This is a genomic window from Micromonospora cynarisoli (assembly GCF_030518815.1).
GTDB lineage: Bacteria > Actinomycetota > Actinomycetes > Mycobacteriales > Micromonosporaceae > Micromonospora > Micromonospora wenchangensis.
Genome location: NZ_CP130426.1, coordinates 797,535 through 815,639, shown reverse-complemented (window position 1 = coordinate 815,639; position 18,105 = coordinate 797,535). Strand labels below are relative to the sequence as shown.

At 73.9% G+C, this 18,105-nt stretch carries 19 protein-coding genes, 1 pseudogene and 1 riboswitch; of the genes and pseudogenes, 15 read left to right on the top strand and 5 right to left on the bottom strand.

All coding sequences use genetic code 11. From position 1 onward, the window contains the following. Positions 1-3 precede the first annotated feature (3 nt). The 7 genes from Q2K16_RS03235 to Q2K16_RS03205 all read left to right on the top strand — a co-directional run bounded on the left by Q2K16_RS03235 (position 4) and on the right by Q2K16_RS03205 (position 5,175). Entirely contained in the window at positions 4-564 is a 561-nt protein-coding gene (locus Q2K16_RS03235; RefSeq protein ID WP_302743460.1) for a copper resistance CopC family protein, read from the top strand. A 276-nt stretch (positions 565-840) separates the two neighbouring features. Then, positions 841-2,307 (top strand): PepSY-associated TM helix domain-containing protein, encoded by a 1,467-nt coding sequence (locus Q2K16_RS03230; protein WP_302743459.1) that lies wholly within the window; start codon positions 841-843, stop codon positions 2,305-2,307. A gap of 102 nt (positions 2,308-2,409) precedes the next feature. Then, positions 2,410-2,478: riboswitch (cobalamin riboswitch) on the top strand. Between the two features lie 60 nt (positions 2,479-2,538). Beyond that, the gene (locus Q2K16_RS03225) at positions 2,539-2,742 is read left to right on the top strand and encodes a CbtB domain-containing protein (RefSeq protein ID WP_302743458.1); all 204 of its coding nucleotides are present in this window, start codon (positions 2,539-2,541) and stop codon (positions 2,740-2,742) included. Then, positions 2,733-3,539, top strand: a complete 807-nt coding sequence (locus Q2K16_RS03220; protein WP_302743457.1) for a CbtA family protein — start codon at positions 2,733-2,735, stop codon at positions 3,537-3,539. The genes Q2K16_RS03225 and Q2K16_RS03220 overlap by 10 nt, the downstream gene beginning before the upstream one ends. Beyond that, positions 3,536-4,144 carry a histidine phosphatase family protein gene (locus Q2K16_RS03215; RefSeq protein WP_302743456.1) on the top strand — a complete coding sequence of 203 codons (609 nt, stop codon included), beginning with the start codon at positions 3,536-3,538 and terminating at the stop codon, positions 4,142-4,144. The genes Q2K16_RS03220 and Q2K16_RS03215 overlap by 4 nt, the downstream gene beginning before the upstream one ends. Positions 4,145-4,190: 46 nt before the next feature. Then, on the top strand, positions 4,191-4,397 hold the full coding sequence (locus Q2K16_RS03210) for a TOPRIM nucleotidyl transferase/hydrolase domain-containing protein (RefSeq protein WP_302743455.1): 207 nt from the start codon (positions 4,191-4,193) through the stop codon (positions 4,395-4,397). 10 nt (positions 4,398-4,407) lie between these two features. Then, positions 4,408-5,175 (top strand): ankyrin repeat domain-containing protein, encoded by a 768-nt coding sequence (locus tag Q2K16_RS03205; RefSeq protein WP_302743454.1) that lies wholly within the window; start codon positions 4,408-4,410, stop codon positions 5,173-5,175. A gap of 50 nt (positions 5,176-5,225) precedes the next feature. Here Q2K16_RS03205 and Q2K16_RS03200 read toward each other — a convergent pair whose 3' ends face one another. Next, entirely contained in the window at positions 5,226-5,840 is a 615-nt protein-coding gene (locus Q2K16_RS03200) for a dihydrofolate reductase family protein (protein ID WP_302743453.1), read from the bottom strand. Positions 5,841-6,061: 221 nt separating this feature from the next. On the opposite strand from Q2K16_RS03200, the gene Q2K16_RS03195 reads away from it, so the two are divergent. From Q2K16_RS03195 to Q2K16_RS03185, 3 genes are all read left to right on the top strand, one after another. Then, complete coding sequence (locus Q2K16_RS03195; protein ID WP_302743452.1) at positions 6,062-6,682, top strand: hypothetical protein; 621 nt, start codon at positions 6,062-6,064, stop codon at positions 6,680-6,682. Between the two features lie 149 nt (positions 6,683-6,831). Beyond that, a complete protein-coding gene (locus Q2K16_RS03190; protein ID WP_302743451.1) occupies positions 6,832-7,344 on the top strand; it encodes an RNA polymerase sigma factor in 513 nt (170 codons plus the stop codon). Further along, positions 7,334-8,152 (top strand): hypothetical protein, encoded by an 819-nt coding sequence (locus tag Q2K16_RS03185; protein WP_302743450.1) that lies wholly within the window; start codon positions 7,334-7,336, stop codon positions 8,150-8,152. The genes Q2K16_RS03190 and Q2K16_RS03185 overlap by 11 nt, the downstream gene beginning before the upstream one ends. Before the next feature lie 27 nt (positions 8,153-8,179). Here the strand turns inward: Q2K16_RS03185 and Q2K16_RS03180 are convergent, their stop codons facing one another. Continuing rightward, positions 8,180-8,710 (bottom strand): P-loop NTPase family protein, encoded by a 531-nt coding sequence (locus tag Q2K16_RS03180; RefSeq protein ID WP_302743449.1) that lies wholly within the window; start codon positions 8,708-8,710, stop codon positions 8,180-8,182. Positions 8,711-8,929: 219 nt separating this feature from the next. On the opposite strand from Q2K16_RS03180, the gene Q2K16_RS03175 reads away from it, so the two are divergent. From Q2K16_RS03175 to Q2K16_RS03155, 5 genes are read left to right on the top strand one after another with little or no spacing between them, the layout of a single operon-like run. Then, complete coding sequence (locus Q2K16_RS03175) at positions 8,930-10,609, top strand: extracellular solute-binding protein (protein WP_302743448.1); 1,680 nt, start codon at positions 8,930-8,932, stop codon at positions 10,607-10,609. After that, the gene (locus Q2K16_RS03170) at positions 10,606-11,631 is read left to right on the top strand and encodes an ABC transporter permease (protein WP_302743447.1); all 1,026 of its coding nucleotides are present in this window, start codon (positions 10,606-10,608) and stop codon (positions 11,629-11,631) included. The genes Q2K16_RS03175 and Q2K16_RS03170 overlap by 4 nt, the downstream gene beginning before the upstream one ends. Next, entirely contained in the window at positions 11,628-12,551 is a 924-nt protein-coding gene (locus tag Q2K16_RS03165; RefSeq protein ID WP_302743446.1) for a carbohydrate ABC transporter permease, read from the top strand. The genes Q2K16_RS03170 and Q2K16_RS03165 overlap by 4 nt, the downstream gene beginning before the upstream one ends. A gap of 57 nt (positions 12,552-12,608) precedes the next feature. Then, complete coding sequence (gene ccmA, locus Q2K16_RS03160; RefSeq protein ID WP_302743445.1) at positions 12,609-13,226, top strand: heme ABC exporter ATP-binding protein CcmA; 618 nt, start codon at positions 12,609-12,611, stop codon at positions 13,224-13,226. A 1-nt stretch (position 13,227) separates the two neighbouring features. After that, the gene (locus Q2K16_RS03155) at positions 13,228-14,643 is read left to right on the top strand and encodes a DUF6297 family protein (RefSeq protein WP_302743444.1); all 1,416 of its coding nucleotides are present in this window, start codon (positions 13,228-13,230) and stop codon (positions 14,641-14,643) included. Between the two features lie 17 nt (positions 14,644-14,660). Here the strand turns inward: Q2K16_RS03155 and Q2K16_RS03150 are convergent, their stop codons facing one another. The 3 genes and pseudogenes from Q2K16_RS03150 to Q2K16_RS03140 all read right to left on the bottom strand — a co-directional run. Then, positions 14,661-16,364, bottom strand: coding sequence for a hypothetical protein (locus Q2K16_RS03150; protein WP_302743442.1), 1,704 nt, complete (start codon positions 16,362-16,364; stop codon positions 14,661-14,663). A 121-nt stretch (positions 16,365-16,485) separates the two neighbouring features. Continuing rightward, positions 16,486-16,944, bottom strand: a complete 459-nt coding sequence (locus Q2K16_RS03145) for a cellulose binding domain-containing protein (RefSeq protein WP_302746349.1) — start codon at positions 16,942-16,944, stop codon at positions 16,486-16,488. Further along, positions 16,939-18,006: pseudogene (locus Q2K16_RS03140) on the bottom strand (PQQ-dependent sugar dehydrogenase); the annotation flags it as partial. The gene Q2K16_RS03145 and the pseudogene Q2K16_RS03140, both read right to left, overlap by 6 nt. Positions 18,007-18,105: the final 99 nt, after the last annotated feature.

Sequence of the window (18,105 nt, the reverse complement as noted above, 5' to 3'; positions counted from 1 at the left end):
CCCATGACGACCACGTCACCGTCCCGCCGGTTCGCCGCCGCGCTGCTGGCCGGCGTCCTGACCCTGTTCGTGGCCGCCACGCCGGCCCGGGCGCACAACGGACTGCGGTCCGCCTCACCGGCCCGGGACGCCACGCTGACCCGCGCGCCCACCACGATCACGCTGGAGTTCCTGGCACGGCTCGACCCGACGTTCACCACCATCGTGCTCACCGACGGGACGAAACGGCGCGTCCCCACCGGTGATCCGGTGGTCTCCGGCGCGACGGGAAGCGTCCGGGTGACCGGTCCCCTGCCCAACGGGACGTACACCGTCGCGTACCGGGTGGTCTCCGCCGACGGGCACCCGGTGCAGGGGTCGTACCCGTTCACCGTGGCCGACCCGGCCGGTCCGGCCGCGCCGTCACCCGACCCGCCCACCACGTCGTCCGCGCCGACCGCCGCGCCCGCGCCGGGGCGCGGCGGTGGCCGGGCCACCGTCGCCGGTGCCGCCGGCGGCGCGGTGGTCGTCCTGCTGGCGGCGGCGGCCGTGCTGCGTCGGCGACGCCGGTCGCCGCGCCCCTGAGGCCACCCTCCGCTGCTCACCGGCGGGTCCGGCTGCGCGCCCCCACCGCTTCACCGCCGTACGCCGCAGGCGGTCGCGGCCCGCGCCGGTCCGCCGCCGCGACGTGCGCTCCGCCGTGGACAGGTGACGTCGCCGTCCCGTCCGGACATCTTCCGGGAACCGCGGGGACGTTCGCCGCGACTACCTCACCGGGCGACGCCGACCGCAAGCACACCGGCTGACCCGCGAGCACGGGTCGACCATCGGGTACATCCCGACACATCTGATCGGATGAACATGTCTGTCACTGAGTTGTCCGACCCGCCGAGGCCGGAACCCACGCCGTCCGCCGCCCCACCCGCCCGGCCGGCCCGGGGCGGGTCCCCATTCGGCGCGCTGCTGCTGCGGCTGCACTTCTACGCCGGCGTCCTGGTCGCGCCGTTCCTGGTGGTCGCCGCGCTGACCGGGCTCGCCTACACGGTGGCCCCGCAGCTGGACGCGGCGCTCTACGGCGAGGTGTTGACCGTGACGCAGGCGGGCGAGCGCCCGGTGCCGGTGGCCGACCAGGTCGGGGCAGCCCGCAACGCCCACCCGGAGGGCAGCGTCAGCGCGGTGCAGCCCGGCACGGGCGACCGGACCACGAGGGTGGTGTTCACGGTGCCGGAGCTGGCGGACAGGCAGCACACCGTGTACGTCGACCCGTACACCGGCCGGGTGCAGGGGCAGCTCACCACCTGGTTCGGGTCCACACCGGCCACCACCTGGCTGGACGACCTGCACCGCAACCTGCACCTGGGCGTGGTCGGCAGGCACTACTCGGAGCTGGCCGCGAGCTGGCTGTGGGTGCTCGCGCTCGGCGGGGTGGTGCTGTGGTGGCGTCGCCGCCGCGCGTCCCGGGCCACCGCGCGGCACCTGCTCGTACCGGACCTGACCGCCGCCCGTGGGGTACGCCGGACCCGGAGCTGGCACGCCACCACCGGGATCTGGCTCACCGTCGGCCTGCTGTTCCTGTCGGCCACCGGGTTGACCTGGTCCCGGTACGCCGGGGCGAACTTCGGCGCCGGTCTCGACGCGCTCGACGCCCGCGCCCCGCAGCTCTCCACCGCCCTCGCCGCCGGAGCGGACCCGACCGACACCGGCGGCGGGCACCACGGTGCCGCCGGGGCCGGCGGGGTGGTCGAGTCGGCCGCCTTCGACCGGGTGCTGACCGCCGCCCGGACGGCCGGACTGGCCGGCCCGGTCGAGATCGCCCCCGGCGCGCCGGGTTCGGCCTGGACGGTCACCCAGGTCGACAACACCTGCCCGGTCGCCAAGAACCGCGTCGCCGTCGATCCCACCACGGGGACGGTCACCGCCCGCAGCGACTTCGCCGACTGGCCGGTGCTGGCCCAGCTCAGTGGACTCGGCATCCAGGCCCACATGGGGGTGCTCCTCGGCCCGGTCAACCAGATCCTGCTCGCCGCGCTGGCCCTCGGGCTGCTCTGCGTCATCGTCTGGGGCTACCGGATGTGGTGGCAGCGCCGGCCCACCCGGGCGGACCGGCGGGCCCGCACCGGCACCGCGCCGCCCCGGGGTGGCGTACGGGGCCTGCCGTGGTGGGCGGTGCTCGTCGGCGTACCGGTGGTGGCGTCGATCGGCTGGGCGCTGCCGCTGCTCGGGCTGAGTCTCTTCGCCTTCCTCGTCGTCGACGTCGCCCTGGGCGTGGCGGCCCGACGACGCCCTCGGGGCACCGCCCCCGGTGCCCCCGCGTCCGCCGGCGGGTGACGTGCCGAGCCCCGGCCGGCACGTCACATTCCGGGGTGACGATTGACCGGCCGGGGGTCGCGCCGTTACGGTCGACCCACTATCTGCGGCGTCGCGAGGTAAGCCGGTGAGAATCCGGCGCGGTCGCGCCACTGTGAGCGGTTCCGTCGTCGACGGGCCCGCGAGCCAGGACGCTCGGTCGTCCGCAGCCTTGCGATGGGGACGCGTCATCCCCGGGAAGGTTCGGATCCCATGTCGAGTCCCACTCCTGCCCAGCCGCTGGTGCACCCCGTCGGTTCCACCCGGCTGTGGTGGGCGGCCCTGGCCGTCGTCGGCGTACTCCTGCTGCTCACCTACCTGGTCGCGTTCGACCAGGGTGCGGTCTCGCGCAGCGGCATGTTCCTGCACGAGCTGATGCACGACGGCCGGCACCTGCTCGGTGTCCCGTGCCACTGAGCCCTGCCCACAACCCACCCACCTTCGTCACCGTCCTGATCCGCGGGTTGCTCGCCGGCCTCGTCGCCGGTCTGCTCGCGGGGGGTTTCGGCTACCTCGTCGGTGAACCGCGCATCGACGCGGCCATCGCGATCGAGGAGGCCGCCACCCACACCGGGCCGGTGGCCGACGACCACCACGACGACGACCTGGTCGGCCGGGACGGGCAGCGGTTCGGCCTGTTCCTGGCCACCGGGCTGTTCGGGACGGCGATGGGCGGCCTGCTGGCGACCGCGTACGCGCTGCTGCGCCGACGTTTCCCGGCCGCCGACGACGGGCGGTCGGCGCTGCTGCTGGCGGGCGGTGCCCTGCTCGGCGTGGTGCTCGTGCCGTTCGGGAAGTACCCGGCCAATCCCCCGGCGGTCGGCAACCCCGACACCATCGACCAGCGCACCGTCGCCTACCTGGCGCTGGTGGTGCTCGGCCTGGTGGCGGTCTGGGCGGGCACCCTGGGCTACCGGTCGGTCCGCGCCGACGCGCCGCCCTGGCAACGGTACGGCGCGGCCCTCGGCGGGTTCGTCCTGGTCGCCGGCGTCGGGTACGTCGTCCTGCCCTCGTTCCAGGAGGTGCCGGACGACTTCCCGGCAACGCTGCTGTGGACCTTCCGGCTGGCGTCGCTCGGCACCCAGGTGGTGTTGTGGACCGCCATCGGTCTGCTGTTCAGCGCGCTGATGAGCCGACGTCCCAAGGGTGCGCCGCGCCCCGGCGACCAGGCCCGCGAGCCGCTGACCGGTCAGGGCACACCGGCCCGCCCGTGACCTCGACCAGCCTGCGGCTGGTCGCCCACGCCCACACCGGCGCGCTGCGGCGGGCGGTGTTCGGCGCGGGCGACGACGACCTGGACGAGGGCGGTCGACAGGCCGCTCTCGCCCTGGCCGGTCACGGGCGGACCGGGCCACTGGGCACGGTGGACACCTGCCTGACCAGCCCGGCTACCGCGGCGGTGCAGACCGCGTACGCCCTCGGGTTGCGGCCCACCGTCGAGGCCGCGCTGGCCGACTGCGACTACGCCGACTGGGCCGGACGCAGCCTGGCCGACGTCGGGGCGCGGGAGCCCGGGGCGCTGCGCCAGTGGTGGGAGACGCCCGGGGCGACGCCGCACGGCGGGGAGTCCCTCACCGCGCTGCGCGACCGGGTCGCAGGCTGGCTCGACGACCGGCTCGGGCCGGGCCGGCGGATCGTCGCGGTGACCCATCCGATGGTGGTCCGGGTGGCGGTCGTGCACGCGCTCGGCCTGCCGATGGCCGCCCTGCCCCGGCTGGACGTCGCCCCCCTGGCGGTGGTGCGCCTCAGCCGGTACGGCGCCCGGTGGCAGCTCCGGTTCACCGCGCCGGTCGGGCCGCAGGACCGGCACCCGCGATGACCGGCCGGACCGCCCCCGGCGAATCCGGGACTCGGCGCAGGCCGCCGTGCTCGCCCGCCGGCTCGCCGGTGACGGGCTGACCACGGTGGTGCTCGTCGAGGGGGTCAGCGACCGCGGCGCGGTCGAGGCGCTGGCCGTACGGCGTGGCCGCGACCTGCCCGGCGAGGGCGTCCGCGTGCTGCCGATCGGCGGTGCGATGAGCCCCGGCCCGGCCGGCAGGGCACGCCAGCGGCTGCGGGGCGGCGACCGGTAGGGTCGCGCAGATGACCGGTGATCCGCCGCTGCTCGCTGCCGACGATCCGCTGGCGGTCGCCGTGACCGGGGCGATCCGCGACGGCGACCTCGCCCGGCTGCGGTCGCTGCTCGGGGCGCACCCGGGGTTGGCCGCCTGGCGCATCGCGGACCGGGTCGGCGGGGTCCGTAGCCTGCTGCACGTGGCCACCGACTGGCCGGGCCGGTTTCCGCGCGGTGCCGCCACCGTCGCCGCCCTGGTCGCCGCCGGTGCCGACGTCGACGCCCGGTTCGCCGGGCCGCACCGGGAGACCCCGCTGCACTGGGCGGCCAGCTGCGACGACGTGGACGTCGTCGACGCGCTGCTGGACGCCGGCGCGGACATCGAAGCTCCCGGGAGCGTGATCGCCGACGGCACGCCGCTGGCGAACGCGCGGGCATTCGGCCAGTGGCGGGCGGCGTACCGGCTGGTCGTCCGGGGGGCCAGCACCACCCTCGTCGACGCGGCGACGCTCGGTCTGCACGACCGGGTGGAACGGGCCTTCACCGGCGGCACCCCGCCGTCGACCGACGAGATCGACTGGGCGTTCTGGGGCGCGTGCCACGGCGGGCGGCAGTCCTGCGCCGGATACCTGTGGGCACGCGGCGCGCGGCTCAACCGGGTGCCGCCGTGGGAGCACCGCACCGCCCTGGACGCGGCCGTCCGGCGTGGCGCCACCGAGCTGGTCGGCTGGCTGCGGGCGCGGGGGGCCGTCACGGCCGCCGAGCTGGACCCGCACCCGCCCGCCGCCACCGGCTGACCCGGCACGCCTGTCGTGCGTCACGACGGACGGCGCCACCGGCAGGGAGGCTACTCCGCGGCGGCCAACTGCTCCTTGGCCTCGTCGTAGCCGACCGCCGCCGGCGCGTCGGTCGGCGCGTAGATCACCCGGATCACCCCGGTCGGGTACACCTCGGTCGTGGTCACCCGCAGGTGGTACGGGGTGTCCCCGTCGTCGAACAGCCTGCGGCCCTTGCGCGCCGCAACCGGGTGCACCAGCAGCCGCAACTCGTCGACGAGCCCGGCGGCGAGCAGCTGCTGCACCACCGAGATCGAGCCGGGGATGAGAACGCCCCCGATTCCGGGGTCGTCGCGCAGCGCGGCGACGACGTCGAGGAGATCGCCGTCGAGCACCTCGGAGTTGCGCCAGGGCAGCTCCCTCGCCTGCCGCGTGACGACCACCTTGCGCAGGTCGCCGAGCTGCTTGGCGAAGGGCGCGTCGTCGCCGCCGGCGGCCTCCCGGTCGGGCCACGCCCCGGCGAAGCTGTCGTAGGTCTCCCGGCCCAGCAGCAGCACGTCGGCGGCGTCGTAGTCCGCGCTGACGGCCCGCCCCATGTTGTCGTCGAAGTACGGGAAGTGCCAGTCGGGGTCGATCTCGGCCACGCCGTCGGCCGAGATGAACAGCGTGGAGATGACCTTTGCCATCGGGAGGTCCCTTCGGGTCGGTAGCCGAACCGGCCCAGCATCCCAAACTCCCCGGTCGAACACCGCCCGTCCCCCGGCAGCTGAGCCGGCGCCAGGGAGAAGATCGTGGCGAACGGTGAAACCGGGGGGCCGTTCCGGACGTCCTGAGGGGTGAGTCGGGTACCGGCGGCGACCACCGGGCCGGTACGCCGACCGCGATCCCCCACCAGAAGGAGCGGACGATGTCGACGAAACGATGGCTCGCGGGCGTCGGGTTGCTGGCCCTGACCGGGGCGCTTGCGGCCTGCGCCCAGACGCGGCCCGGGGCGGACGCGCCTGCGGCCGAGCCGCAGCGGAACCCGGCGGCCGTGGCGGTGGGACTGTCGGCCACCCCGCCGAAGACGAGTTCCGCCCCGCGCGGGTTCACCGGCACCCGGCAGTACACGATCGTCCGGGTCGGTTCGTTCGAGGGCGGCCTGTCGCTGACCGACTCCGGTCGGCTGGCCGAGGTCGACGACGACCAGGGTCGGCAACTGTTCGTGCCGACCCCGCTGGGCGGTGGAAAGTACCTGGTCAAGGCGTACGCCCGGACCAGTGACGGCCCGTTGTGCTGGCGGGTGCATAATCCAGGCGACAGCCAGCCGTTGGTGGTGCGGGCCGCCACCTGCCGGAGCGACGACGCGCGCCAGCAGTTCGAGATCTTCGCGGCGACCGGCAGCACTCCGTCGTACCTGATCAGCAGCGCCGGGGCGTTCCTACGGACCTCCGCCCGCTCCGGCCTCATCCTTGAGGAGCTGGGTGACGCCCCGCCGACGAGCAGTTTCCGGTTCACCGACAACGGGCCGGCACCTGCCGACCGGTGACGGTGGGCCGGTCGGGTCGGTCGGGAGCCGTGCTCCCGACCGACCCGACCGGAACGGGGAGCGACAGAGGCGGGCGGAGCTGGGCAGGGCGGGCCGTGCCCCGGGTGGGACGGGACCAGAGGCGACCGGGTGGGTGGAGAGCGTGATCGATGCGTGACGCCGAGGAGTTCGACGCGTTCTACGCCTCGTCGGCCCAACGGGTGCTGGGGCAGGTGTACGCGATGGTCGGCAGCCGTACCGAGGCCGAGGACGCGGTGGCCGAGGCGTACGCCCGTGCCTGGGCCCGCTGGTCGACGGTGCGGGAGTGCGACAGCCCCGAGGCGTGGGTGCGCAAGGTGGCGTACCGGATCGCGGTGAGCGCCTGGCGCAAGACGGTGAACCGGGTGCGTGCCCACCGCCGGGAGGCGGTCGCCCAGCAGGTCGATCCGGTCTCGGTCGATCACGTCGTGCTGGTCGAGGCGTTGCGGCGCATCCCCGGCGAGCAGCGCCGGGCCATCGTGCTGCACCATCTGGTCGGCCTCAGCGTGGCCGAGATCGCCGCGGAGACCCGGGCGAATCCGAACACCGTCAAGACCCGGTTGGCCCGGGGCCGTCGGGGCCTGGCCGGGTACCTGGGCGGGGACGGACACCAGACGACGGCGGGGAGGGGCCATGGGGTCTGACGACATGCTCGACGACGCCCTGCGGGGGCTGGCCCGGCACGCCGGGCGGACCGGTCGGCTCGTCACCGTCGCCGAGGTCCGTCGGCGGGGCGACCGCAGGCGTCGACGGCGGCACGTCGCGACGGCCGCGGTGGGGGTCGCCGTGCTGGGGGCGCTGGGGGCCGGTTTCGCCGTGGCCCGTCTGGCGGGCCCGCCGCAGGCCACCGTGCCCGCCGGCCCGCCCACCGCCACGACGTCGGTGCCGCCCACGGCGACCCCGTCCACCGGCCCGACTCCGCGTACCCCGGCCACCGGCGGGCCGACGCCCGGCGCGACGGGTGCCACATCGGGTACGCCGCAGGGTTCGGCGTCCGCCGATCCGTTGCGGCTCGGGCAGCGCCGGTTCGCCCTGGTCCGGTCCACGGCGGCGGAGGGCGCGGTGTCCCTGCTCGACGACGGCCGCCTCGGTGAGGTCGACGGCGACGAGGGGCGGCGGTTGTTCGTCTTCGTACCCCAGGGGTCCGGCGGCTACCTGGTCCGTACCGCCGAACCGGACGCCGACGGTGACCTCGCCTGCTGGCAGGTCAGGTCGTCGGGTTCCCAGCCGCTCACCGTCGTGGGGGCTCCGTGCGCGCCGACGGAACCGCGGCAGCTGTTCTCGATCGTGGTCGACGGCACGGACGGCGGCCAGCGGACCTACGCCATCAGCAACAACTCGGCGTATCTCCAGTTCTCCAGCCGACGCGGGCTGATCCTGGAGGAGTTGGGCGACGCCCCGCTGACCACCGTGTTCCGGTTCGTCGACAACGGCCCCGTGCCGCAGCGCTGACCCCGGCCGGGCGCGGGTGGGCCGCGCTCATTGCCGGGGCAGGCCGGCCACCCAGCGGTCCAGTTCCGCCGGGGAGTCGAAGCGCAGCACGGGCGGCCCGGTGGGGTCGGCCTGCCAGGCCCGCATCCGCCGGCGGGCCCGCCCGAACGCGCCGACGTGCCAGACCAGGATCGAGTCCCGGGACAGCACGCTGCCCAGCGTCTCCCGGTTGCCGTTGCAGATCACCTCGCCGGTCACCAGCCGGCTGACGGTACGGCGCAGCAGCCGCCCGAAGGATCGCCAGCGCGGGTAGTCCAGGGCGACGACCAGGTCGGCGCGGGCCAGCGGCACGTCCCGCCACCCGTGGTAGGCCCCGTCGATGATCCACCGCTCGCCCTGGCAGATCTGCGTGATCCGGGTGCGTTGCTCGGCCACCGGCACCTCGACCCAGCCGGGCAGCCACAGCAGGTCGTCGACGGGGTGCCAGGGCAGGCCCAGCCGGTCGGCCAGGTCCGCGGCGAGTGTGGACTTGCCCGCGCCGTACACCCCGTAGACCAGGATGCGGGACGGTGCGCTCATCCGGGCAGCCTACGCAGCGGCCACGGCGTCCGCGCGGTGTGCCCGGGGCGGTTCGGCGCGACGGTCGCCGGGCACGGGCGGCCGGTCGCCGGGCGGCACGGCGGGCGTCGATGCCTCTTGTCGGAATCTCCCGCCGTCCATTAGTTTGTTTAACATCCAGACCAACTAGCTCCACTTCCACCTGCGAATCCACCACCAGCCCTTTCCAAGGGGGGACCGATGACACCCCAGCAACCCGGCTCGACGGCCTCGCGCCGCCACTTCCTCGGCCTGGTCGGCCTCGGCACGGCCGCCATCGCCGGCGGCCCCCTGCTCGCCGGGTGCTCCGAGAAGCCGGCCGGCTCCGGCGCCGCGCAGAACCTGGACTCCTACGCCAGCCTGCTGCCGACGCACAAGGACCTCGCCCCGAGCATCAAGCCCGACATCATCGGCACCCGACCGGTGCCCGACGGCTACACGAAGTACCCGTCCGCCCTTGTCGACGCGATCACCGAGCGGCCCGGCACCAGCGGCAAGGAGATCACCGCGATGACCCCGGCCTGGGGTCCGGCCCCACCCGGGGTCGCCCAGAACAGCTACCTCCAGGCCGTCAACGCGGAGCTGGGCACGCCGGTGAACTTCACCATCCAGGACGGCAACACCTACGCCGACAAGCTCAACGCGATGCTCGGTGCCCGGGACGTCCCGGAGCTGCTCTGCGTGCCCGGTTGGGAGGTGCAGAAGATCCCGCGCTTCTCCGAGGCGATCAAGGTGCTCTTCGAGGACCTCACCGACCACCTCAAGGGCGACGCCGTCGCCGCGTACCCGATGCTGGCCTCGTTCCCCACCGGCGCCTGGCGCAACTCGCTGTGGAACGAGCGGCTGATGGCCGTGCCCAACCCGACCGACGGACCGTTCCCCTGGGCGTTGTTCACCCGCAAGGATCTGCTCGACGCGCGCGGGCTGGCGGTGCCGGCGTCGCTCGACGACCTGCTCACCGTGGCCAAGCAGGTCACCGACCCGGCCAAGAAGGTGTGGGCGTTCGACAACGTCTTCGACATGATCCAGATGTACCACCGGGTGCCGGCCGCCAAGCAGGGCTGGCGGCTGAAGGCCGACGGGACCCCGGAGTTCAAGTACGAGACCCCGGAGTACCGGCAGGCGCTGGAGGTGATGGCCAAGATCTACAAGGACGGTCTGGTCCACCCCGAGATCATCGCCAGCAAGGGCGCGGACAGCGCCCAACTGTTCGCCAAGAACGGCGCGATCGTCTTCACCCGCAACGGAGTGGGCTTCTGGCAGGGTGCCCAGGCCGAGCACCAGAAGGTCAACCCCAAGCTGAACATCCAGCCGGTGCCGGTCTTCTCGGCCACCGGCGGCGACCCCCTGGTCTGGGGCGACGACGAGCCGATCTCCTTCACCTTCGTCAAGAAGGGGGTGGGCAAGGAGCGCGTCGAGGAGCTGCTGCGGATCATGAACTGGTGCTCCGCGCCGCTGGGCTCTCAGGAGGCGCAGCTCCGCGACTACGGGCTGGCGGGCAAGCACCACACCAGCACGCCGAACGGGCCGGTCAAGACCGACCTGGCGTTCAAGGAGATCGCCAACCAGTACTTCTTCATCAGCGGACGCAACCCCACCATCGGCCCGTACCCGGAGACCCCGAACTACGTGCCGGACCTCCTGACCTACTCCAACGCCATGGTGAAGTACCTGGAGAAGGACCCCTGGGACGGGGTGAAGCTGGAGATGCCGGCCGCGTACAAGGCCAACCAGGTGCCCACCGAGGACAAGTTCACCGACGTGCTGCGCGGTCGCCGGCCGCTCTCCGACGCCGACGCCATCGTGCAGGAGTGGAAGGCCAACGGGGGCGAGGAAGCGCGGGAACTGCTCGCCAAGTCCCTGCCCAAGGCCGGGCGATGACCACTCGCGACACCACCGTCGTGGCCGGGTCCGACCGGACCCGGCCCGACGGACCCACCCGGGCGGGGCGCGATCGCCGCCCCGCCCGCCGTCGCCGGGTACCGCTGCGCACCCGGCTCGCCCGGGACTGGCAACTGCTGGTCATGGTGACGCCCGGGTTCCTCGTCCTGCTGGTCTTCAGCTACCTGCCGATCCTGGGCAACGTCATCGCCTTCCAGGACTACAACCCCTACCTGGGCGACAACCCGTTGCAGGCGTTCGCACGCAGCAACTGGATCGGCTTCGGGCAGTTCCAGCTGCTGTTCGAGGACTCGGCGTTCTGGGACGCGCTCCGCAACACCCTGGCGATCACCGCGTTCCAGCTGGTCTTCTTCTTCCCGCTGCCGATCTTCCTGGCGATCATGCTGCACAATCTGCTCTCCCGCCGGTGGCGCGGCTTCGTGCAGACCGTCGTCTACCTGCCGCACTTCTTCAGCTGGGTGCTCGTGGTCAGCTTCTTCGTCGCCATGCTCGGCGGTGCCGGCCTGCTCGCGCAGACCATGCGCGAGGCAGGCATGCAGCCGTGGAACGTGATGACCAACCCGGACACCTTCATCATCCTGGTCACCGCCGAGGCGGTCTGGAAGGACGTCGGCTGGGGCACCATCGTCTTCCTCGCCGCGCTGTCCACCATCGACCCCAGCCTCTACGAGGCGGCGGCGGCCGACGGTGCCGGCCGGTGGCGGCGGCTGTGGCACATCACCCTGCCCGGCCTGCGCCCGGTGATCGTTCTGCTGCTCATCCTGCGGCTGGGCGACGCGCTCTCGGTCGGCTTCGAACAGTTCCTGCTGCAACGCGACGCGGTGGGCCGGCAGGCCGCCGAGGTGCTCGACACCTTCGTCTACCACTTCTCCATCGCCACCGGGAACTACGGCTACGGCGCGGCGGCCGGCCTGTTCAAGGCGGCGATCGGGCTCGGCCTGATCCTGGCCGCCAACCGGGTCGCCCACCTGCTCGGCGAACGGGGGATCTACTCGAAATGACCACGACCGTCGCACCGAGGGCCCGTGCGGGGCGCGACCGCCGGCCGGTCTGGGAGGAACCACCGACCCGGATCGGCCAGGGGCTCAAGGCCGTCTTCCTGGCCCTGCTCGTGCTCAGCGTGCTCTTCCCGCTCTGGGTGATCCTGGTGACCAGCCTGTCCTCCCGGGAGACCCTCGCCGAGGCCGGCGGTCTCGTCGTCATTCCCCGGGGCATCGACACCGCGGCCTACGAGACGATCTTCGCCGGTGGGGCGGTCACCCGGGCCCTGTGGATCAGCACGCTGGTCACCGTCATCGGCAGCGCGCTGGCGTTGACCGTGACCGTGCTGGCCGCGTACGGGCTGTCCCAGCCGCGTTCGGTCGGCTACCGCTGGCTGCTGGTCTACTTCCTGATCCCGTTCCTGGTCTACCCGCCGCTGGTGCCGAAGTACCTGGTGGTGACCGGGCTGGGTCTCAAGGACACCATCTGGGCGCTGATCCTGCCGCCGGCGATCAGCGTGTTCAACCTGGTCGTGGTGCGGGGCTTCTTCCAGGGCATCCCGCAGGAACTGCTGGACAGCGCCCGGGTCGACGGGGCCAGCCACTTCCGTACCCTGCTGCGGATCGTGCTGCCGTTGTCCCGGGCGGTCATCGCCGTGGTGGGACTGTTCTACGCGGTGAGCTACTGGAACGTCTGGTTCGACGCGCTGCTGTTCATCGACCGCAACGACATGTACCCGATCCAGCGGGTGTTGCAGAGCTACCTGCTGGCCGGTCAGGCCCCGCACACCTCCGGCGGCACCACCGGGGTGTCCATGCCACCGACCGAGGCGATCAAGATGGCGGTGGTGGTGCTCACCGTCGCCCCGATCGTCGCGGTGTACCCGTTCATCCAGCGGCACTTCATCAAGGGCGTGCTGATCGGCGCCGTGAAGGGCTGACCGCTGCGGCGGGCCGGGTCGGCGGGGGTGCCGGCCCGCGTGCGACAGTGGGCGGTTGTGAGCACACTTGCCGTACGCGGGCTGACCCGCCGGTTCGGCGCGCTGGTCGTCCTCGACGACGTGCGCTTCCAGCTCGACGCGGGTCAGGTCGCCGTCGTCGTCGGGCCCAACGGCTCCGGCAAGACCACCCTGCTGCGCTGCGTCGTCGGGGCGGACCGCCCGGACGAGGGCGAGGTCCTGCTCGACGGCCGGCGCTGCGACGAGACCGACCCCCGGGTCCGCGCGGCGATCGCCGCCGCCCTCGACGACATCGACTTCTTCCCCGACCTGTCCGTCGTCGAGCACCTCGAACTGCTCGCCTACGCCCACGGCGGCACCGCCGAACCCGTCGCGGAGGTGCTCGCCGAGCTGGGTCTCGAACCAGCCCGCGACCAGCTCCCGGCGACGCTGTCCAGCGGGCAGCGTCGCCGCCTCGCCCTCGCCTCCTGCTTCGTGCGCCCGCGCCGGCTGCTCGTCCTCGACGAGCCGGAGCAGCGCCTCGACGTCCGGGGCCGGGCCTGGCTGGCGCAGCGGCTGCTGCGGGAGAAGGCGACCGGCACGGCGGTGCTGATGGCGTCGCACGACACCGAACTGATCGACGCGGTCGCCGACCGGCGGATCGAGATCGGCGGTTGAGGTGACGTCGACCAGGACCATCCCGCCGGCGGTGGCCGGGCCCACGCCCCGGCAGCTGCGGGCCCGGCTACGCCGCGCCCGCCGCCGGCACCATCCCGGCTCGCTGGGCGAGGTGCTCACCGACGCCTACGTCGTGGTCCTGTTCGTCGCCCTGTACGGCTGGTTCGCGGTCGCCGCGATCCGCGACCACCTGGCGGCCCCGCAGGTCGCCCGGACCGATCCCGGCGACAGGTACTGGATCGCCGTCGCCGCCGTGACGGCGGGGGCGGGGCTCGTCTGGTGGGGCCTGCGGCTGACCGGGCCGCTGCTGGTCACCCCGGCCGCCCAGGCATGGCTGGTCAGCTCCCCGGTGGACCGGCGGGCGTGGCTGCTCCCCCGGTTCGGCGGCCTGGTCGGCGGCGGCACCGTCGGCGCCGGCGTGCTGGCGGTGGCCGCCGCCGTCGCCGGTGGCCTCGACCGCCCCGCCGACCTGGCCTGGGCGGCGTTGGCCGGGGTCAGCGGCGGGGCCACCGCGACCGGGTGGGCGGTGGTCGCCCAGGGTGGCCGCGGCACGCCCCGCTGGGCGCGACTGCCCGCCGTCGGACTGCCCGCCGTCGGAGCCACGATCGCGGTGCTGGTGGTGCTCGGGCACGCCGTCGGATGGTCTCCCCCGCTGCCGCCGGTGCCGCTCACCGCCACCGTCGGCCTGGCGTTGCTGCCGGTCGCGGTGGCGTCGATCGGCCGGGCGTACCGGCGGCTGCCCCGGGTGGACCGGGCGGCGCTGACCACGGGGGCGCAGTTCGCCAACGCCGCCACCACCGCCGCCGTGCTGCTGGACCCGTCGCTGCTCGCCGCGCTGGTGGAGAGCCGCCGGTGGCGCGCGATCGGCCTGGTACGCGGCCGACCTTTCCGGGCCGGCGGCCGGTTCGCGGTGCTGCTCCAGGCGGAGGTACGCCGGCTGTCACGCCGCCGGGGCGCCCTCGTCGGCTGGGCCGGGGCGCTGCTGACCATGTACGCCGTCGCGGTGGCGCTGCCGTCGGTCGCGGGTCCCGCGCACCTGGTCCTGGCGTACCTGTCGACCGGTCGGCTCACCGGCGGGCTGCGCGCGGTGAGCCGGTCGACGGGCCTGCGGCGGTCCCTCGGCGGCAACGACACCCTGCTGCGGCTGACGCACCTCGTCGTGCCGGCTGTCGGCGCCACCGTGTGGTACCTGGCCACCCTGCCGGCGCTGCGGCCGGTCCCCGTGCCGCTCGACGCGGTACTGCTGCTCGGGGTCGTGACGGCCGCCTTCTGGGCCGGCACCCGCCCACCCATGCAGTACGGCGGGGCGGTGGTGAACACCCCGTTCGCGATGGTGCCCGTCGACCTGGTCCGTCAGGTGCTGCGCGGCCCGGACCTGGTCGCCGTGCTGGTCGTCGTCCAACTGCTCGCGGGGTGACGGCGGCGGCCGGGCACTCAGCGGGCCGGCAGGCAGACCCTCCCGGTGAACGCCGGGTCGGGTTGCCGGTTGCCCGCCCAGGCCGGGTTCGCCGCGATCGGCAAGGGCGGCGCCTGCCAGGCGGCGGCGAAGCTCTGCATCAACGGGTACTCGGCCCGGGTGTGGGCGATCGGCTTGCCGAGCAGGAAGTCGATCAACCGGTCCTGGAGCAGCCTGCGGTCCAGCAGGCCACCGTGCACCCCGGGGATCTGGAAGACCGGAATCCGGCTGTACTCCCCCGGTGGTGCCTCGGTGGCCGTCGCGGTGGGCAGGAAGGCGACGATCCGGACCCCCGGCACGGGACACATCAGCTGGTTACGGTAGAACGGCGCGTCGTCGAGCAGCGACCGGATGAACGGCTCGTCCGGGCCGCCGCCGACGTCGGCCAGCCCGAAGATGGCCCGCAGTTGCCAGCCCGTGACCACCCCCCACCCCCTGTCGTGGTGCGGGGGCGGGTAGTAGGCCCGGCCGGCGTAGATCAACGGGCTGAACATGACGAGGATGTCGACCGCCGGGTCGCGCTGCCGGGCGAGATAGGTGCGGGCCACCATCGCCCCCTCGCTCTCCCCGATCAGCGCCACCTGCCGTCCGGTGCGCCGGTGCAGCAGTTCCACCTGTCGGGCGAGCAGCGCCACGCTGTCCGCCATCGACCGGGTGGTGTCCGCCGCCCCGTACGCCAGCGGCCTGCCGTCGGGGTCGAGCCCCCGGTAGGAGAAGCGCTGCACCCGGGGGTCGGACGGCTGCTCACCGCCGTAGTCCGAGCCGTAGCCGGTGAGCACGATCACCGCGTGGGTGACCGCGGCGGGCAGGGGTCGTTCCAGCACCGCCGTCCTGATCCACTGCTCGTTGCCCGGGACCAGTTCCGTCACCGGCGGGATGACCAGCGGCACGGCGACGGCCACCAGCGCCGCCAGCGGGGTCACCGGCACCCGGGCCCAGCGCACCCGCGAGGGCAGCAGCGCCGCCCGGACGGTCCGGTTCCACAGCACCCCGTTGAGCGCCCCCGCCACCCCGGCCACCGGCACCGTCCACCAGCCGGGCGCCGCCCAGCACAGCGCGCCGGCCACGGTGAGCACCACGAAGTTCAGCAGTGACCAGCCGACCAGCGAGATCGACGGCAGCCCCCGCCACCAGTGCCCCACCACGGCCACCCGTTGCAGGAACGGTGCGAGCAGGAACATCGGCAGCAGCGACGCCAGCAGCACCCAGGACAGGGCGACCACCGACGCCGCGACCGAGATCGCGGCCCAGGGCGCGACGAACCCGCCGACCAGCACGCCGAGCACGACGTTGCGGCGCAGCAGCCACCCCAGTGACGGCCGGGGCACCCCGGCCGGCCAGGCCAGCAGCACCAGGCCGGTGGTGAACAGGCCCCGGGCGACCAGCACGTAGACCAGCCAGAGCAGGAACTCCCACCACGACCGGTGGTAGACGTAGAGCCACCGCAGGTCGTGGTAGGTGTCATACGGCCAGAGGGCGGTGAGCTGCGGGGGGACACCCTCGGCGGCCCGGAATCCGAGGGCGACCAGCACGGTGGCCTCGATCATGGGCACCAGGCCGGTCACCAGCAGCAGCCCGACGAACCTTCGATTCAAGATCACCCCGTTCCGCCGCACCGTTCGCGATCGCGTCTCTCGCAGGCTCCACCGGAACGACGGCCGGCGTCGGCGAATCCGGCACATTGCCCCGGTTCGACCGACGCCGGTGCGCTCGGCGACCGCGTGGCGCGGCGGGCCCGGACGGGCCCGGGTGGCGCGGCGGGCGGCAGCCGGCCCGGGTGACCCGGACCGGTGCCGTCGCGGCTCACTGGGCCAGGCAGGTGCCCCCGTTGAACTGGAAGGCGGCCGGGCGCGGGTTGCTCGCGCCGGAGGTGCCCTGGACGCCGAAGCTGACCGTGCCACTCTGCGGCACGCTGCCGTTCCAGGCGGCGTTACGGGCGGACACGGCGGCACCGGACTGGGTGACCTGCGCGTTCCAGGCGTTGGTGATCCGCTGGTCGGCGGCGAACGACCAGGTCAACGTCCAACTGGTGACCGGGAAGCCGAGATTGGTGATCGACACCTCGGCGGTGAACCCACCGCTCCACTGGTTGGGCTGCCAGACGACCCGGCACGAGACGGGCGGCGGGGTACCCGGCGGCGTCGTGGGCGGGGGCGTGGTCGGTGGAGGCGTCGTGGGCGGAGGCGTCGTCGTGGGCGGGGTGGTGGTGGGCGGCGGGGCCGTCGGGGACGGGGTGGTGGTGTCCCTCGGCGGGAAGCGCAGGATGCGGTCGTCGGTCGACGCCGGGGTGCCGCGCCCGTCCCGGTTGCTGGTGGTGACCCAGAGCCAGCCGTCCGGCCCGTACTCGACGGTACGCAGGCGGCCGTACGCGCCGGTCAACTCGGCCGTCGGGGTGCCGACCCCGCCGGTGCCGGTGAGCGGCACGGTCCACAGCCGGGTGCCGCGCAGGGCGGCGACGAAGAGCCGGTTGCCGGCGACCGCCGCGCCGCTCGGGGACGCCTCCGCCGTCGTCCAGACCAGCAGCGGGTCCCGGAATCGGGGGTCGCCGGCCCGCCCCTCGACGGTCGGCCAGCCGTAGTTGCCGCCGGGCACGACGAGGTTGACCTCGTCCCAGGTGTTCTGCCCGAACTCGGCGGCGTAGAGCCGCCCCTGGGCGTCCCAGGTCAGGCCCTGCACGTTGCGGTGTCCGAGGCTGTAGACCAGGGAGCCGGCCGTCGGGTTGTCCGACGGTGCGGACCCGTCCGGCCGCATCCGGAGGATCTTGCCGTTGCGGCTCTGCGGGTTCTGCGCGTTGGCGGTCTGCCCCGCGTCACCGACGCCGGCGTAGAGCATCCCGTCCGGGCCGAAGGCGATCCGGCCGCCGTTGTGGATGGTGGACCGGGCCAGGCCGGTGAGGATCGGCTCCTGGGTCTGCGGCGCGGTGAGCCGGAAGCGGACGATCCGGTTGTCGGTGGCGGTGCTGAGGTAGACGTAGACGTAGCCGTCCTGGGCGTACCCCGGGGAGACCGCGAGGCCGAGCAGGCCGCCCTCGCCGGTCGCGGTCACGCCGGAGATCTGGGCCACCTGCTCCGGGACCTGCCCGGGGCGGACCCGCAGCACCTGGCCGGAGTTGCGCAGCGCCGTCAGGGCGCTGCCGTCGGGCAGGAAGTCCATCCCCCAGGGGACGGTCAGGCCGGTGGCCACGACCTGTGGACGGGTGAAGTCGAAGTCGCCGAGGGCCAGGGTCGTGGCGGCCGGGGCCGGGTCGACCGGCACGGCCCCGGCGAGCGTCGCGGTGCCGACGCCGGTGGCCGCGAGCCCCGCCGCGACCGCTGCCGCCACCATCGAACGGACTCTCACGTCGGGCACCTCCAGAGCAGTAAGTGATTTGCGTCAATATAACCGGACCGCGGTGAAAGCCGCAGCGGTGGACGAAACCGACTC

Excerpts from the sequence above, each read along its gene's own strand:
- Q2K16_RS03235 (WP_302743460.1), top strand. The coding sequence starts at position 4 with ATGACGACCACGTCACCGTCCCGCCGGTTCGCCGCCGCGCTGCTGGCC.
- Q2K16_RS03230 (WP_302743459.1), top strand. The coding sequence starts at position 841 with ATGTCTGTCACTGAGTTGTCCGACCCGCCGAGGCCGGAACCCACGCCG.
- Q2K16_RS03225 (WP_302743458.1), top strand. The coding sequence starts at position 2,539 with ATGTCGAGTCCCACTCCTGCCCAGCCGCTGGTGCACCCCGTCGGTTCC.
- Q2K16_RS03205 (WP_302743454.1), top strand. The coding sequence starts at position 4,408 with ATGACCGGTGATCCGCCGCTGCTCGCTGCCGACGATCCGCTGGCGGTC.
- Q2K16_RS03200 (WP_302743453.1), bottom strand. The coding sequence starts at position 5,840 with ATGGCAAAGGTCATCTCCACGCTGTTCATCTCGGCCGACGGCGTGGCC.
- Q2K16_RS03195 (WP_302743452.1), top strand. The coding sequence starts at position 6,062 with ATGTCGACGAAACGATGGCTCGCGGGCGTCGGGTTGCTGGCCCTGACC.
- Q2K16_RS03190 (WP_302743451.1), top strand. The coding sequence starts at position 6,832 with ATGCGTGACGCCGAGGAGTTCGACGCGTTCTACGCCTCGTCGGCCCAA.
- Q2K16_RS03185 (WP_302743450.1), top strand. The coding sequence starts at position 7,334 with ATGGGGTCTGACGACATGCTCGACGACGCCCTGCGGGGGCTGGCCCGG.
- Q2K16_RS03180 (WP_302743449.1), bottom strand. The coding sequence starts at position 8,710 with ATGAGCGCACCGTCCCGCATCCTGGTCTACGGGGTGTACGGCGCGGGC.
- Q2K16_RS03175 (WP_302743448.1), top strand. The coding sequence starts at position 8,930 with ATGACACCCCAGCAACCCGGCTCGACGGCCTCGCGCCGCCACTTCCTC.
- Q2K16_RS03170 (WP_302743447.1), top strand. The coding sequence starts at position 10,606 with ATGACCACTCGCGACACCACCGTCGTGGCCGGGTCCGACCGGACCCGG.
- Q2K16_RS03165 (WP_302743446.1), top strand. The coding sequence starts at position 11,628 with ATGACCACGACCGTCGCACCGAGGGCCCGTGCGGGGCGCGACCGCCGG.
- Q2K16_RS03150 (WP_302743442.1), bottom strand. The coding sequence starts at position 16,364 with ATGTGCCGGATTCGCCGACGCCGGCCGTCGTTCCGGTGGAGCCTGCGA.